Here is a 16,418-nt window from a genome sequence, read left to right on the forward strand (position 1 = left end):
CAGAGAGGATTTTATGATTTTGGCTTGCTTATGACAATCCCAGAAAAAGACCCGGAATTTGAAAATCTACTTGTTTATTTAAGGCAGAGTCGGGGCTTTGATTTTGCAGGTTACAAACGCTCCACCTTGATGCGTCGTGTACTTAAGCGGATGCAGTCATTTAACTTAGAGAATTTTGGGGAATACTTAGACTACTTGGAAGTTTACCCAGAAGAATTTAATTATCTGTTCAACACCATCCTGATTAACGTCACAGCATTTTTTAGAGATACAGCAGCCTGGGAATATTTAGCAGCGCAAGTATTACCCAACATCATTAGCTATAAAAGAAGTTCTGATCAAATCCGGATTTGGAGTGCTGGTTGTGCTTCTGGGGAAGAATCTTATACTTTAGCAATCATCATGGCGGAACTATTGGGGCTAGAAGAATTTCGCCAACGGGTAAAAATTTATGCCACAGATGTCGATGAAGAAGCACTCAACCAAGCCCGACAAGCTGTATATTCCAGTAAAGAAGTCCAGGTCATTCCCCTAGAGTTGCGGCAAAAATACTTTGAGATATCAGGGAACAATTATATTTTCCGCCAAGATCTCCGCCGTTCGGTGATTTTTGGTCGTCACGATCTGCTTCAGGATGCACCGATTTCCCGCTTAGACTTATTGGTGTGTCGGAACACACTGATGTATTTTAATTCTGAGAGTCAAAGGCGAATTTTAGCTCGCTTTCACTTTGCCCTCAATGATACAGGTTATCTGTTTTTGGGGAAAGCAGAGATGTTGTTGATGTACTCTAATCTGTTTACCCCAGTAGATTTGAAAAACCGAATATTTACTAAAATATCCACAGTCAATTTGCGCGATCGCCTCCTAGTTATGGCTAGTTCAGGAGATGATGAATCTAATAGTCGTCTTTCACGCTACATCCGGCTCAGAGAGCTGGCTTTCGACTCAGCATCAATTGCCCAAGTAATTGTTGACATCAATGGCGCTTTAGTGCTGGTGAACGAGCAGGCGCGGACTTTGTTTGGCCTATCACCTAGCGATTTAACCCGCCCCTTCCAAGATTTGGAGCTTTCCTATCGACCCATAGAACTGCGATCGCTCATTGACCGAGCATACACCGAACGCCGTACCGTTACATTGACAAGTGTAGAGCGCTACTTGTCCAACGCCGACATGCAATATTTAGATGTGCGGATTATACCTCTACAAGATACCGATAAAAGTCTCTTAGGCGTGAGTATTATCTTTCATGATGTGACTCGTTATATTCAACTCCAAGATGCTCTGCAACGCTCTAGGCAAGAATTAGAGACTACCAACGAAGAACTCCAGTCTACCAACGAAGAATTGGAGACTACCAACGAAGAACTCCAGTCTACCAACGAAGAATTGGAGACTACCAACGAAGAACTCCAGTCTACCAACGAAGAATTGGAGACTATGAACGAAGAACTCCAGTCTACCAATGAAGAACTACAGACAATTAATCATGAACTTAGTCAGCGTACTAGCGAACTCAACCACACAAATATTTTTCTTAGTTCCATCCTGAAGAGTCTTCAAACTGGAATAGTTGTAATTGACAAAAGCTTTAAAGTCTTAATTTGGAACTATATCATAGAGGATCTCTGGGGTTTGCGGCATGACGAAGTTGTCGGACAGTCTCTGTTGAGTTTAGACATTGGTTTATCCGTCGAGCAACTGCGATCGCCTATTCGTGATTCCCTATCTGGTGAAAAGCCATTTCAAGAAATGATCCTCGATGCTACCAATCGTCGCGGCCGAAAAATCAAATGTTATCTAGCAATTACTCCTCTGAGTGGTACAGAAATAGAAGGAGCCGTTTTGATGATGGCAGATATAGACAGAGTCAACAGCATGATTTCTATCCAAGAAATGGCAGAACGGCAACAGCAACAGCAATAATCAGTTATCAGTTATCAGTTATCAGTTATCAGTTATTGATGGTATTAATCTTCTTAGGGATTAACACCTAATTCCCTTAACTTAGCAGCCAAGCGTTCTAAATGCTCCCAACCAGTCACCAGCAAATTACCTTTTCAAGATTCTATTTTTGCCCAATTCTCTAAATTAATTCCCTGGACTCCCTGTAAATCAGAGTCATTGGAAACTAGAATTAAACCGCGTGTAATTGCTGTAGCCGCTATCAATATATCTTGTTCTTGGATAGTTAAACCCCTAGATTGTAAATCTACATAAATTTGACAGGCTTTTTCCAGAATTGCAATATCATCTAAAAACAAAATTTGATATCTGTGGCAGAACAAACTAAAATCAGCTAACTGCCTTGTAGCATTAATAGCTAAAAGTCCCCGTTTAACCCCATAATAAGTGATGCAGCTAATAAATATATCTTTTTGGAGACGACGTGCTTCTCGGAACTTATTTTCTACATTTACATTTTTTTTGAGAATATAGCTGACAATGTTTGTATCAAGTAAATAAGTCACTTTGTCTATTTTCGCTTTACTGCTTCATCGTAAATTTTGATTTGCTCTGGTGTTAAATCATTTAAAGTACCAGAAACCGCTTCTAAAACTAGAATACTATCAATTCTGCGCGTTAAATCATCATCTTTAATCGCTCGCATTTCTTCTGGTGAAAACTGCCCAAAAAGGTCTACCAACATTTCCATCATTTCCCATTTTTTTAATTTCACCAAATACAAACTATTGCTTTTAAATAACTTTTCCACAATTGGCGAGATGCGGTTAGTAAGTTCTTGATGATAGCTAGAAACTTCTTGCATAACTCTCCCTCATTCAACAACTCATTACCCCCATTATAAATCCCCCTTTGCCAACCTCCGCGCTTAGGGATTTCCAGGAAAATAAAATACCAATTTGTAGGGTGTGTGACGCTGCGACCATACATTGAGTTGAACGATATATGATTTTTTAGCGTCACGCACCGGTGATGGTTGTGGCTAATCAATTGGTACATTATTAATCAGCTTGTCCCTTACCTTTGCGCCCCTCCGTGTAAAAAAAAGGGCAGGCTTTTCAACCCACCCCAAACAATATTAGAGAATAATCTGTTGCTAATTAACCCAACAATGCTTTCGCTTTAGCGAACACATTATCAACACTAAAACCAAACTTTTCTAGGAGAACATTACCAGGAGCGGAAGCACCAAAGCGATCGATACTCACAACATCGCCTTCAGTACCGACATATTTGTGCCAACCGAAACTAGAAGCAGCTTCTACCGCTAAACGCTTGGTGACAGCTTTCGGGAGGATGGACTCTTTATAAGCTGCGTCTTGTGCTTCAAACAAATCCCACGCAGGTAGTGAAACAACACGGACTTTCTTACCTTCGGCGGTGAGTTTCTCAGCGGCGGTGACGGCGAGGCTCAATTCTGAACCAGTACCAATCAGGATGATATCGGGTGTACCTTCGCTTTCCACCACAGTGTATCCACCCTTAGCCACACCTTCAATCGAAGTACCTGCCAAGTTAGGAACATTTTGACGAGTGAACGCCAAGAGAGTAGGAGCGTTTTGCTTTGCTCTCTCAATCGCCACTTTGTAAGCGCCAGAGGTTTCTGTGCCATCTGCGGGGCGAAATACTGTGAGGTTAGGAATTGCGCGCAGGGAAGCCAGAGTTTCAATTGGCTGGTGTGTTGGCCCGTCTTCACCTTGTCCAATGGAGTCGTGGGTCATTACCCAAATTGCGCCAGCTTGGGATAATGCAGATAAGCGGATAGCCGCCCGCATGTAGTCTGTAAAGATTAAGAAGGTGGCGCCGTAGGGAATTAATCCTGAAGCATGTAGCGCTATACCATTGACAATTGCGCCCATACCATGTTCCCGTACACCATAGTGGATGTTGGGGTTTTGGTATGCTCCTTTTTGGAAGTCGCCTTTACCCTTAATTTCGGTGAGGTTGGAGTGGGTTAAGTCAGCAGAACCACCAATTAACTCAGGTAAAACCGCCGCTAGTTTATTGAGGCAGTTTTCTGAGTGCTTGCGGGTGGGTAATGCTTTATCTTCGGGGGTGTAGGTTGGCAGCACTTTATCCCAACCATCGGGCAGTTTTTTGCTGGTGTAGCGTTCAAACTCAGCCGCTTCTTGGGGATATTTAGCTTTGTAGTCAGCGTATATCTTGTTCCAATCAGATTCGTAGCCTGCGCCACGTTCTACCGCTTTGCGGGTGTGGTTGAGGGCATCTTGGGGGACGACGAACGGCTCGTATTCCCAACCCAAGTTTTGACGAGTCAGTGCGATTTCGTCTCCACCTAAGGCGGCACCGTGAATCCCGGCGGTGTTTTGCTTGTTGGGGGAACCGTAACCGATGGTAGTTGTCACCTTAATCATGCTTGGCTTGTCGGTGACAGCTTTGGCGGCGGCGATCGCATTAGCGATCGCTTCTAAATCGGTGTTACCATCTTGAACATGCAGGACGTGCCAACCGTAAGCTTCAAACCGTTTAGAAACATCTTCGGTGAATGCTACATCTGTGGAACCATCGATAGAGATGTGGTTGTCGTCGTACAGAGCAATGAGTTTGCCTAATCCCAAGTGTCCCGCAAAAGAAGCAGCTTCACCGGAAATGCCTTCCATGTTGCAACCATCACCTAGAATCACGTAGGTGTAGTGGTCGACGATTTTAGCATCGGGTTTGTTATATTTAGCAGCTAGGTGTGCTTCGGCGATCGCCAAACCAACTCCATTGGCTATTCCTTGACCTAGTGGCCCGGTAGTAACTTCTACACCTGGTGTTTCAAAGTTTTCTGGGTGACCAGGAGTTTTAGAACCCCATTGACGGAATTGCTTGATATCTTCAATTGTGACGCTGTCGTAGCCTGTCAGGTAGAGCAGGGCATACTGCAACATCGAGCCATGACCAGCAGACAAGACAAAGCGATCGCGGTTGAACCACTGAGGATTCTTGGGGTTAAACTTCAGAAAGCGATCCCAAAGTACGAAAGCCATTGGAGCCGCGCCCATTGGCAGTCCTGGGTGTCCCGATTTTGCTTTTTCTACAGCGTCAACCGCCAAAAAGCGGATCGAGTTAATACAAAGTTCTTCGAGGGATTGGGTTGCAACAGCCATAATCTCTTGTTCTTAACGACGGGTTAGCACTCTTTGAGCTTCACACTTACCGGGGTTTTGACAGTTAACAGTTAACAGTCAACAGTTAACATGTTTATTTATGGGATATTAGTCACCCTTATAAATCTGATAACTGATCACTGATAATTGACCACTGATGGAAATTTCCCCACAGTATCCTCATCATCCCATTCCCGATTGTCGATGGACAAGCGGGATCTCCTGAGTTTCTGGTGATTAATCAAGCTAATAATTCGGTCATCCTGAACCCTCGGCTTGGTTCACAATGATTTCTGTGATACTTTTCGTGTCCTAGTTTTCAGAGAACCGACTAGGGAGAAAATTTCAGCTTTTAAGGGTTATCAGTTATCAGTCATCAGATTTATCGCTTCAGGCCAACACTACACAAAAAAGGTGGAAGGCTGTGGTGCCTTAAACTTACGCCGATACGCCCTTGCTGACTGTTAACTGTTAACTGATTTAAGGGTATTTCTTCAAGGCTAGGGTGACATTATGACCACCAAAGCCAAAAGAATTGGATAGTGCCACGTCAATTTTTTGAGCGCGGCTAGAGTTGGGGACGTAATCTAGGTCACACTCTGGATCGAGATTTTCGATATTGATGGTGGGGGGAATTTGATCGTGGGCGATCGCCAATACTGTTGCTACCGCTTCAATCCCTCCTGAACCGCCCAAAAGATGACCTGTCATCGATTTGGTAGAACTGATGGCCACTTTATAAGCATGTTCACCTAGAGCTTTTTTCATCGCTGCGGTTTCAGTCGAATCATTTGCTGGGGTGCTGGTACCGTGGGCGTTGATATAGCTCACCTGATCGGGGGTGAGTCCCCCGTCCTTCAGCGCCAGTTCTATGGCTCTAGCTGCTCCCAACCCACCAGGGACTGGAGAGGTCATATGATAGGCGTCACAGGTCATGCCATAACCAACTATTTCCGCATAAATACGAGCGCCGCGACTCAATGCATGTTCCAGTTCTTCGAGAATTAAAATTCCCGCCCCTTCACCCATGACAAAGCCATCGCGATCGCGGTCAAAAGGACGACAAGCGTGAGCAGGGTCATCATTGCGAGTGGAAAGCGCCCGCGCTGCAGCAAAACCAGCTAATCCTAAAGGAGTAATAGCCGCCTCGCAACCCCCACAAATCATTGCTTGAGCGAACCCTCCTTGAATTTGGCGAAAAGCATCACCAATAGCGTTGGAACCAGCAGCACAAGCAGTCACAGAGCAGGAATTTGGCCCTTTTGCACCAGTGTGAATTGCTGTTAAACCTGCTGCCATATTGGCGATCATCATCGGGATCATGAACGGACTACAGCGATCGGGTCCACGGTTTAGGTAAATAGTTTGCTGGTCTTCTAGAACCTTCAGACCGCCAATGCCAGAACCAATGATTACCCCCACCTGTTCTGCGTTCAATTCATTGATTACTAAACCCGCGTCTGCTAGAGCCTGCTTGGCTGCCGCAACCCCAAACTGGGAAAATCGATCCATCCGCTTGGCTTCTTTACGCTCCAAGTAATCATGTGGATCGAAGTTTTTTACCTCACCAGCAATGCGGCAATCATGGCGAGACGCATCAAAAGAGGTGATGAAGTCAATGCCATTGCGTCCACTCAACAATCCTTTCCAATATTCAGCTGGTGTGTTACCAATCGGTGTAATCGCGCCAACACCAGTTACAACAACGCGTCTACGTTTATAATCTGTCATGACTCAGTTAAAGGTGGCGAGAAAGCAGCAAACAGAAGGGACTGGGGACTAGAGATTGGGGACTAGGGACTGGTAGTACTAGTTGTCCTGATTCGTACTTGATACTTAATCCCCAGTAGTACCAAATACTCAATCACCAGTCCCCCTTCCCCAATAGCTTTTCAGGCAGATGCAGCAACGTTGTTGTTGATGTAATCCACTGCGTCTTGAACCGATAAAATCTTTTCGGCGGCTTCATCGGGAATTTCAATATCAAATTCTTCTTCAAAAGCCATTACTAGTTCCACAATATCTAGGGAATCGGCATCGAGATCGTCGATAAATGTGGATTGTGGCGTGATTTTCTCAGCATCAATACCTAGTTGTTCAGCAACTACTTTCTTTACCCGTTCAAAAACGTCTGCTTGGCTCATAGATAAAATTCCTTAACCAGTTACTATGATCTGCTCTTTATGGGGGACATTGTTTTGAGCATATACATCTTATCGGAAAGCGCGATCGCCCGTATACTTCCGAAGGGTTTTCTTACCAAAAACCCCTACACCGTTTTTTATGGGAAGACACCAACCTCTCTTTGCAAAGATGAACAGTAGGGCGCACTACGCAGTCGCAAACAATTTGTACATACTTATGTCTTGTAATTATTACTGATTTTTTGGCAATACCCAAATCAGAATGGGCAGCCTTGCCAGTATCACTTAACAAGGAATGATAAAACAGTATTGATGAGGGCGACTGCTCTAACCCAAACTTACTGACATGCTATCTCAAACGCTTAAATACGCTTACTTTCCTGGTTGTGTTGCTCAGGGAGCCTGCCGGGAACTTTATCAATCAACTCAAGCCCTTACCCAAGCTTTGGGTATTCAACTGGTGGAATTGAAAAAAGCTGCTTGTTGCGGTTCTGGGACGTTTAAAGAAGATTCCCAGCTATTGGAAGATACAGTCAACGCTAGAAATATTGCCTTAGCCGAAGAATTAAATTTGCCTTTACTAACTCATTGCAGTACCTGTCAAGGTGTAATTGGTCATGTCAATGAACGTCTCAAAGAATCTCAGACAGATAATCCTGCTTACGTTGAGCAGGTAAATGGTTTACTGCATCAGGAAGGCTGTTCGCCTTATCGTGGCAGTACGGAGGTTAAACATCTTCTCTATGCCCTAGTCACTGATTATGGTTTAGAAGAAATTACCAAACGTGTCACCCACAAGTTAACTGGATTAAAATGTGCGGCTTTTTATGGCTGCTATCTCCTCCGCGCTCAAAAATCCATGCCCTATGATGACCCCTTCAACCCGGAAGCGATGGAAAATGTTTTTCGGGCAGTGGGTGCAGAGCCAATTTATTATCGAGGTCGTACACAATGTTGTGGCTGGCCTTTATCTAGCTACGCTACTACCCAATCTTTCCAAATGGCGGGAACGCATATTCAAGAAGCTTTGTCAAATGGTGCTGATTGTCTAGTCACCCCTTGTCCTCTTTGTCATCTGAATTTAGATTCCCGTCAGCCAGAGGTGGAAAAGGTGATTGGACAGAAGTTGGGTTTACCTGTGTTGCATTTACCCCAGTTGATTGCTTTAGCGCTAGGCGTTAGCCCCAAAGAGTTGGGTTTAGATCGCCACATTGTTTCGACAAAGCCTGTGTTGGAGAAATTGGGATTTTAGGGAATGGGGGACGCAAGAGCGATCGCACTTTCGCAGCCAGCCTGGGAAATATCTGAGCAGATTATTGATGTCCAAATCTACGTAGGGGTTTAGTAGTGCTAAACCCTTACAGCATGGTGTATGGCGGTTCTCGAATGGAAGCAATACACAAGAGGGCACAGCAATGCTCATACGTGTCAACTTAACGTGAAACCCTTGTCAAGACGTGATTTTGAATTAAATCACCTACCATCAAGATCCGCATTACCCCACCCCGGTTTTGCATCAGCAAAACCTCCCCTCCCCTTAGCAAGGCTACGGTGTACACACAAGTCTTGAAATTACCCCTAGTAAGTAGTTAAACAAAATTAATTACACAATGTCATTGCGAATGCAGCGAAGCGAAATGAAGCAATCCCAGCCCTTGCGATTGCTTCGCTTCGCTCGCAATGACTGTAATTAATTTTGCGTAGTTACTTACTTGGTTTCCTCATCTAGCTTTTGGTCGTGCGTCCGCTCTGTCAGCCTGTCATTGCGAGGAGGAACGACGAAGCAATCGCAAAAACCACGGGACTATGCGATTACTTCGCTCCGCTCGTAATGACAATTTAAGGGGTCTATAACGCCTGAAACCCTTGCCAATACTACTTGTGTGTACACCGTAGTTAGCAAGGGGAGCGGTAAAATGTATGTCGGGTAAGCGTTGTAGCTCAATTTGACACCAATGAGCAATGCTGTGCTACTACCAATGATCTGTATTCTATGCAATCGTGCCCACTTACTGAAATTAGAGTGTACAAATATTCTTCACTCATACACTCTAAAGCTTCGTTAACGGAGTTCAAAGACTTATTCATGAAGATAAAAGCCTCATTCACGAGGAAAATAGCCTCACTGACGAGGATAAAAGCCTCGTTCACGAGGATAAAAGACTCGCCGACGAGGATAAAAGCCTCGTTCACGAGGATAAAAGACTCACCGACGAGGATAAAAGCCTCATTCACGAGGAAAATAGCCTCGCCGACGAGGATAAAAGCCTCATTCACGAGGAAAATAGCCTCGCCGACGAGGATAAAAGACTCATTAACGGAGTTCAAAGCCTCATTCACGAGTATCAAAGACTCGTTGACGAGTTTTTTTGACAGGGAATTATCAGGAATAGGGTGATAATACGGTGAAGATGATTGTAAAATCTACTGCTGCTAGCTATGCCCCTGAAATTTACCTTCGCTCTCAGTCAACAGCAAACCTTTGAACTGCGTTGTGATTATGGGTTGCGTCGTCTGGATAAAACGGAGTTAGCTGCACTCATGGATTTGTGTGAGCAAAATTACTATGCTCAACAAGTAGACAGGCTACCTTATCTCACACAGTTGGGACGACAACTTTATCAATGGCTGGATGGGAAGGAAGGATGGCTGAGAAAGGCGCTGGATGAGGCGGATGAGCAAACGATTTATCTGGATTTGATTCAAACTAGCGAAGCGCAGGGGTTGAACCCGGAAACAGAACGGGTGGCGTTGGGATTGGCACATTTGCCTTGGGAATTGCTACATAATGGCAGTGGGTTTTTAATGGAACGCCGGGATATTTCTGTGTTACCTGTGCGTTCTGTGCAGCAGCGTCAAACCCAAGTGATTGGCGTGCAAAATCGCCCGTTACGGTTGCTGTTTATGGCGACTTCACCGGAAGATCCGAAAGTACCGCTATTGGAATTTGAGCGGGAAGAAGCGAATATTTTACAAGCAACCAAGGATCAGCCTTTAGCGTTGATTGTTGAGGAAAGTGGCTCGGTTGCTGAGTTGGCTAATTTGGTGAAATCTTATCCAGAAGACTATTTTGATGTCTTTCACCTCACCGGACACGGGATAATTTATACCAAAAAATCATATAGTTATTTGCTGCCAAAAGGTGTAACCCTAGCAGATAATACTCCCTGCTTTATCACCGAGGATGAGGTGGGGAATTTGCAACTTACCACCGTCAATGATTTAGCTAAAGCCTTTCGCGGACGCTGGCCGCGTGTAACTTTTCTCTCTGGTTGTCATACGGGACAGGTTCCGAATCAGGGAACAGTACCCTCAATGGCGCAGGCGTTGGTGAAGGCGGGGGCGGGTATAGTTTTAGGCTGGGCGCGTCCAGTGTATGACAAAACGGGTATTGTGGCAGCACAGGCACTTTACCAAGCTTTGGCGACGGGGGCAAGTGTGGAAGCGGCTGTGAAAGCGGCGCAGCTGGAGATGATTGACAAAGAATGCACCGACTGGCATCTGTTGCGGATGTATAGAGATACACGCCCCATTGCCGAACTGGTGACACCACTGAGAACAAAGCACCGGGAAAAGCTGAAGTTTACAGCGCCAGAGCAAGAATTTCTGGATGAGCATAATCTAGTTAAAGTTGCCAGTCAGTTTGAGTTTGTGGGACGCAGGCGGCATTTGCAACGGTGTCTTAGGGCTTTGCGGGAAACTAGCGACCAAATTGGCGTATTTATTGCGGGGATGGGGGGACTGGGGAAAAGTACCCTGGCGGCGCGGTTATGTACGCGGGTGCAGGCGCAGCGTCCTAACTTTGCGCGGGTGGTGTTGATTGGGGTTTTGGATGAGTGGGGTTTGCTGAATAAGCTTTCTAATAAGTATGAGCGGTTTGCAGATGTCCCCGCACTGTTGAATGAACCAAAGGTGTCTTTAAAAGGGCGGTTGCAAAACTTTTTTGAGGCGATTGAACAAGAACACAATCAACCCTTGCTGTTGGTGCTGGATGACTTTGAGCAGAATATACCCACAGCGAATATTGAAGATGGCTCACTGCGGATGACGACAGGGGCTTACGAAATTTTAGCGGCGATTTGTGCAGCGTTGGCAGAAACCGGGGCAGAAAGTCGGCTGATTGTCACCTGTCGCTATTTGAAATCAGACACTTTGCCACCTCATCGCCTGCACTTGGAATCTTTGGCGGGGATGAACAGCAGTGATATTGATAAAATCTGCTTTCCCTTAGATAAGGAAGTTAGGCAACAGTTAAGAACTCAGCGGATTCTCAAGATTGCTGATGGAAATCCCCGGTTGTTGAAGTGGCTATTGGATGTGGTGCAGCAGCCGGGATTGGCGGCGGATGAATTACTGAATCGGTTGGAAGCGACTGAGCAGAAATTCCGCGAGAATATTTTGGCGCAAACCCTGCTGGATGGGTTGGAAGTGGAGGAACGGAAGTTTCTGGCGCGGTTGAGTGTGTTTCACTTACCCGTGACTGAGGAAATTATCAACGCTATTTCCCCCACTTCCCCACCTCTGCAAAAGCTTGTCAGCCTCAGCCTAGTCGAGTCCGCTACCACTTACGCTACACAACCAGCTAATTACCGGGTGACGACAATTTTAGAACCATTGTTAGAAGCAGTGTTGAGTGAGGAAGAATGGCAAGTAACGCGACAGCAAGCGGTAAAGAAAATCCGTCAAGCTTGGTGGGAGGAGAATAAAAACCCCACGGAAGCAGAAACATTAGAAATTGTGCGGTTGGGACTGCTGGCGAAAGAGCAAGAGATTGCAGTCAGCATTGGGGATAGGATTGCAAACAATTGGGTGAACAATTCCCGCTTTGTAGAAGCTTTAGATTTATGTGAGCAAGTTCTGGCAGTTTTCCAAGACTACCGCATCTTGGGAACTGTCGCCCTTGCAGAAGCGGTTTTGGGTTTTGTCCAAGAGGCTGTTACCCGTTATGAGCAAGCTTTAGACCTTTGTCCTGAAGAGAACTTAGAAAGAAAAGCCGCTATCCTCAACAATATGGCAGAGGTAATCGCGCAACAAGGGGATATTATTAGAGCGATCGCACTCTGGGAGCAATCATTGGAAATATCCGAGCAGATAGACGAAGTCAAAGGTAAAGCCACTACCCTCAACAACATGGCAAGGATAATCGCGCAACAAGGGGATATTATTAGAGCGATCGCACTCTGGGAGCAAGACTTGGAAATATCTGAGCAGATTGGCGATGTCCAAGGTAAAGCCACTACCCTCAACAACATGGCAAGGATAATCGCGCAACAAGGGGACATCGCAAAAGCGATCGCACTGTGGGAGCAATCCTTGGAAATATCTGAGCAGATTGGCGATGTCAAAGGTAAAGCCACTACCCTCAGCAACATGGCAGTGGTATTCCGCCAACAAGGAGACATCACTAAAGCGATTGCACTGTGGGAGCAATCCTTGGAAATATTTGAGCAAATTGGCGATGTCAAAGGTAAAGCCACTACCCTCAACAACATGGCAGTGCAATTCGCCCACCAAGGGGACATCGCTAGAGCGATCGCACTGTGGGAGCAATCCTTGGAAATATTTGAGCAAATTGGCGATGTCAAAGGCAAAGCCACTACCCTCAACAACATGGCAGTGCAATTCGCTCACCAAGGGGACATCGCTAGAGCGATCGCACTGTGGGAGCAATCCTTGGAAATAGATGAGCAGATAGGCGATGTCAAAGGTAAAGCCACTACCCTCAACAACATGGGACAGATAATCGCCCACCAAGGGGACATCGCTAGAGCGATCGCACTTTGGCAGCAATCCTTGGAAATACAACAGCAGATAGGCGATGTTCAAGGTAAAGCCACTACCCTGGGCAACATGGCGCGGATAATCGCCCACCAAGGGGACATCGCTAGAGCGATCGCACTCTACGAGCAATCCTTGGAAATATTTGAGCAGATAGGCAATGTCGAAGGTAAAGCCACTACCCTCAGCAACATGGCACAGGTAATCGCTGACCAAGGGGACATCGCTAGAGCGATCGCACTCTACGAGCAATCCTTGGAAATACAACAGCAGATAGGCGATGTTCAAGGTAAAGCCACTACCCTGGGCAACATGGCGCGGATAATCGCCCACCAAGGGGACATCGCTAGAGCGATCGCACTCTACGAGCAATCCTTGGAAATATTTGAGCAGATAGGCAATGTCGAAGGTAAAGCCACTACCCTCAGCAACATGGCACAGGTAATCGCTGACCAAGGGGACATCGCTAGAGCGATTGCACTCTACAAGCAATCCTTGGAAATATTTGAGCAGATAGGCAATGTCAAAGGTAAAGCCACTACCCTCAGCAACATGGCACAGCAATTCGCCCACCAAGGGGACATCGCTAGAGCGATCGCACTGTGGGAGCAATCCTTGGAAATATTTGAGCAGATAGGCGATGTCCAAGGGAAAGCTGCTACCCTCAGCAACATGGCACAGGTAATCGCCCAACAAGGGGACATCACTAAAGCGATCGCACTCTGGGAGGAAGTTGCTTCCACACTTGCACAAGTTCGTGCCTATAGTGATTTGGTGACAGTTCTAAGTAATTTAGGCGTAGCAGATGAAAGCAAGAGTTTGGTTTACCTAGCTCAAGCAATGTGGTTGACGCTCAAGATTCAAGCGCCCTTAGCAGATACCATTTATCTAATTCGTGCTTTATATGATAGAGTGCCTCAAGGTGATGAGCTAAAAGCTTTGCTAGGTACAACGGCAATGTTCTTTTGCAATTACCGAGGTGAAGGTCATCCGCAGTTAGAGGAACTCCAAGAGAGTAGTTTCAAGATTGTATTAGGTGCGGCAAGTGTCCAAGGAATTGAGACAGAGGAAGCATTTGATAATTGGTTTGTCCAGCAACGGCTAAATGATCCAGATTATTTCCTCCCGCGACTCAACCAACGCCTAGAGGAGATAGTCGGGGATGGGTGGTTGTTTGACCCCAGTCAGGTTGTGGGGGGATGAGGGAGTGCGAATATCTCGGCTCTAAATCCCTTTTTTTATTTCAGCGATAGTAATACTACTTAAAAATAGTTGTTCAATCGGTTGCTGATTAAACCATTGACTAACTTGGGGGTTGGGAGCTTTTTTAACAAACTCAGACATTACACAGGTGTCTATTAGATAAGTCATAGTTCAAAATTCCTACCTGTGTCTCTATCACGTTCAAACAACGAGGCGATATCATCTTCAGCAGATTCGTCGTCTATAAAACGTAGTCGCTCAAATAAAGGCAGTTCTTTTTTTTGTTGCTGCAAGTAATTGGATAATATTTTAATGACTGCTTCCTGTGGATTTTTATAGTGACTGACTGCGATAATTTCATTAATTAGTTCATCATCTATTGTGATAATGGTCATCGCTTTGTCCTCGGTTGTGTAAAATACAATTTATGCAATCTGAATAATTTTTTTAAGCTTATTGCATTCTTATAGAAAAGATTCTTCACGCATACACTCTGCTGTAAAAGCAAATACCGCTCTTAATGCTTGTGAGGTTAGAGTAGGATAGTTTTCTAGCACTTGTTGTTCTGTCTATCCTGCTGCAAAGAAACCCAATAAGAACTCTACAGATAAACGAGTTCCTTTGACAGTCGGCTTACCCAGCAGAATTTTAGGGTCTGAATGAATGTACTGTTGCCAGTCCATAGTTTGTACTCCGACTAAGCTACAGCTATTGTTGCACAGTCTGATTATTTGTTGGCTTGGTGAAGAGGAGAGGCGATCGCGTTACTCTTAAATTAATCGCTAACAATCTAATTAGCTTATGCAGTCTTTTAATATCACGCTGCCAGATGCGATCGCATGACTCTTAATTAATCGGCGACAATATAAAAAGACTCGTTCACGAGGATAAAAGCCTCGTGAACGAGTATCAAAGCCTCATTCACGAGGATAAAAGCCTCATTTATTTTGTTCTTGCCGTTGCAATTGTCTAAAAGTCTGGTGTATGTCTGGCAAGCGTTTATAAATTGCAGATATTTTCAGATATAGTTTGTGTGAAATTGCTGGGGTTCCAGAGACAATTTCACCTGGCGCAATATCGTGTAGAATGCCAGCCTGAGCTGAAGCCGTTGACCCATCACCCATTTTCGCTTTATTGGCAATTCCTACTTGTCCTGCCAAAATCACTCGCTTGCCTAATGTTACACCGCCAGCCATACCAGCTTGACCAGCGATCGCACAACCAAAACCAATTTGGCAACCGTGGGCGATTTGCACTAGATTATCAATTTTGGTTTGGCTACCTATCCGTGTTTCTCCCACAGATGGGCGATCAACGGCACTATTACACCCTATTTCTACACCATCTTCTAAGACTGTATATCCAGATTGTTCCATTTTGTACCAACCAGTCCGGGTAGGAACGAAACCAAAGCCTTCTGCACCAATGACAGTGCCACTGTGAATTACGCAGTCTGCACCAATTTGGGTGCGTTCGTGAATGGTACAGTTAGCATGTAAGGTGGTGCGATCGCCTATTTTGGCATCTGGATAAATCACTACGTTGGGATGAATAATTGCCCCATTGCCAATCTCCACCCCTGGCTGAATTACAACATGAGGCCCAATATAAACATCACTGCCGATTTTGGCTGTGGGATGAATTACCGCACTAGGATGAATTTCTGCCTTTGGTTGGTATGGTTGATAAAAAAGTGCGATCGCTTTGGCAAATAACAGTCGTGGTTGTGGTGTAGCTAACCAGGCGATACCCTGCTCTTGTGCTTGCAACTGTAATGTTTTATTTTGAGGCAAAATTAAAGCACTGGCGCTTGTCTTACTCACCAAAGACGCAAATTTTCCTCCTTCTACATAACTAAGAGTGCCAATAGTAGCTTCATCAATCGCTGCTACCCCTGTAATCTCTGGGTCATGGTTTTGATTAGCAGTGAGGCTATGATCGGTGACAGCGTCGCCGATTCGGCTTAAGATTTCGCTGAGTTTCATGTTTGTGCTTTCACAAGTCATCTACAAAGGCAAGATAATTGTCGCTCTTTGTGACGATAATGTTCTACAGGTATAGAACTCCTATTTGATTTTTGAACAAATCAAAGTATTTGTAGGGTGGGCAATGCCTAGTGGTTTGTCAATTTTGTTTTGAGGGGTTTTTGGTAGTGCGGGACGAAAAGCCCGCGTGAGCGAGACGCTCACACTACAGTCCCTCATTTCAACCC

13 protein-coding genes are annotated in these 16,418 nt (G+C 45.2%); 4 read left to right on the forward strand and 9 right to left on the reverse strand.

The window, feature by feature from the left end; all coding sequences use genetic code 11:
* Window positions 1-30 precede the first annotated feature (30 nt).
* On the forward strand, window positions 31-1,929 hold the full coding sequence (locus CAL7507_RS24865) for a CheR family methyltransferase (RefSeq protein WP_015131243.1): 1,899 nt from the start codon (window positions 31-33) through the stop codon (window positions 1,927-1,929).
* A 134-nt stretch (window positions 1,930-2,063) separates the two neighbouring features.
* Here CAL7507_RS24865 and CAL7507_RS24870 read toward each other — a convergent pair whose 3' ends face one another.
* The 5 genes from CAL7507_RS24870 to CAL7507_RS24890 form a co-directional block, all read right to left on the reverse strand.
* Entirely contained in the window at window positions 2,064-2,474 is a 411-nt protein-coding gene (locus tag CAL7507_RS24870; RefSeq protein ID WP_015131244.1) for a type II toxin-antitoxin system VapC family toxin, read from the reverse strand.
* A gap of 5 nt (window positions 2,475-2,479) precedes the next feature.
* Window positions 2,480-2,773, reverse strand: a complete 294-nt coding sequence (locus CAL7507_RS24875) for a hypothetical protein (protein WP_015131245.1) — start codon at window positions 2,771-2,773, stop codon at window positions 2,480-2,482.
* A gap of 295 nt (window positions 2,774-3,068) precedes the next feature.
* A complete protein-coding gene (gene tkt / locus CAL7507_RS24880; RefSeq protein ID WP_015131246.1) occupies window positions 3,069-5,081 on the reverse strand; it encodes a transketolase in 2,013 nt (670 codons plus the stop codon).
* 480 nt (window positions 5,082-5,561) lie between these two features.
* Window positions 5,562-6,812, reverse strand: coding sequence for a beta-ketoacyl-ACP synthase II (gene fabF, locus CAL7507_RS24885; protein ID WP_015131247.1), 1,251 nt, complete (start codon window positions 6,810-6,812; stop codon window positions 5,562-5,564).
* A 161-nt stretch (window positions 6,813-6,973) separates the two neighbouring features.
* Complete coding sequence (locus CAL7507_RS24890) at window positions 6,974-7,225, reverse strand: acyl carrier protein (RefSeq protein ID WP_015131248.1); 252 nt, start codon at window positions 7,223-7,225, stop codon at window positions 6,974-6,976.
* Between the two features lie 346 nt (window positions 7,226-7,571).
* On the opposite strand from CAL7507_RS24890, the gene CAL7507_RS24895 reads away from it, so the two are divergent.
* The 3 genes from CAL7507_RS24895 (at window position 7,572) to CAL7507_RS24905 (ending at window position 14,206) form a co-directional block, all read left to right on the forward strand.
* Window positions 7,572-8,477, forward strand: coding sequence for a CoB--CoM heterodisulfide reductase iron-sulfur subunit B family protein (locus tag CAL7507_RS24895; protein ID WP_015131249.1), 906 nt, complete (start codon window positions 7,572-7,574; stop codon window positions 8,475-8,477).
* An 834-nt stretch (window positions 8,478-9,311) separates the two neighbouring features.
* Entirely contained in the window at window positions 9,312-9,623 is a 312-nt protein-coding gene (locus tag CAL7507_RS32485) for a hypothetical protein (protein ID WP_160166359.1), read from the forward strand.
* Window positions 9,624-9,664: 41 nt separating this feature from the next.
* The gene (locus CAL7507_RS24905; protein ID WP_015131251.1) at window positions 9,665-14,206 is read left to right on the forward strand and encodes a tetratricopeptide repeat protein; all 4,542 of its coding nucleotides are present in this window, start codon (window positions 9,665-9,667) and stop codon (window positions 14,204-14,206) included.
* A 21-nt stretch (window positions 14,207-14,227) separates the two neighbouring features.
* Here CAL7507_RS24905 and CAL7507_RS31075 read toward each other — a convergent pair whose 3' ends face one another.
* The 4 genes from CAL7507_RS31075 to lpxD all read right to left on the reverse strand — a co-directional run bounded on the left by CAL7507_RS31075 (window position 14,228) and on the right by lpxD (window position 16,191).
* Window positions 14,228-14,374 (reverse strand): motility twitching protein PilT, encoded by a 147-nt coding sequence (locus tag CAL7507_RS31075; protein ID WP_015131252.1) that lies wholly within the window; start codon window positions 14,372-14,374, stop codon window positions 14,228-14,230.
* Entirely contained in the window at window positions 14,371-14,601 is a 231-nt protein-coding gene (locus CAL7507_RS24915; RefSeq protein WP_015131253.1) for a type II toxin-antitoxin system VapB family antitoxin, read from the reverse strand. Before CAL7507_RS24915 ends, CAL7507_RS31075 begins: the two co-directional genes overlap by 4 nt.
* Window positions 14,602-14,775: 174 nt before the next feature.
* Window positions 14,776-14,889 carry a DUF433 domain-containing protein gene (locus CAL7507_RS33230; RefSeq protein ID WP_236556810.1) on the reverse strand — a complete coding sequence of 38 codons (114 nt, stop codon included), beginning with the start codon at window positions 14,887-14,889 and terminating at the stop codon, window positions 14,776-14,778.
* A gap of 255 nt (window positions 14,890-15,144) precedes the next feature.
* Window positions 15,145-16,191, reverse strand: a complete 1,047-nt coding sequence (gene lpxD / locus CAL7507_RS24925; protein WP_042341568.1) for a UDP-3-O-(3-hydroxymyristoyl)glucosamine N-acyltransferase — start codon at window positions 16,189-16,191, stop codon at window positions 15,145-15,147.
* Between the last annotated feature and the right edge of the window lie 227 nt (window positions 16,192-16,418).

The organism is Calothrix sp. PCC 7507, from assembly GCF_000316575.1.
Classification (GTDB): domain Bacteria; phylum Cyanobacteriota; class Cyanobacteriia; order Cyanobacteriales; family Nostocaceae; genus Fortiea.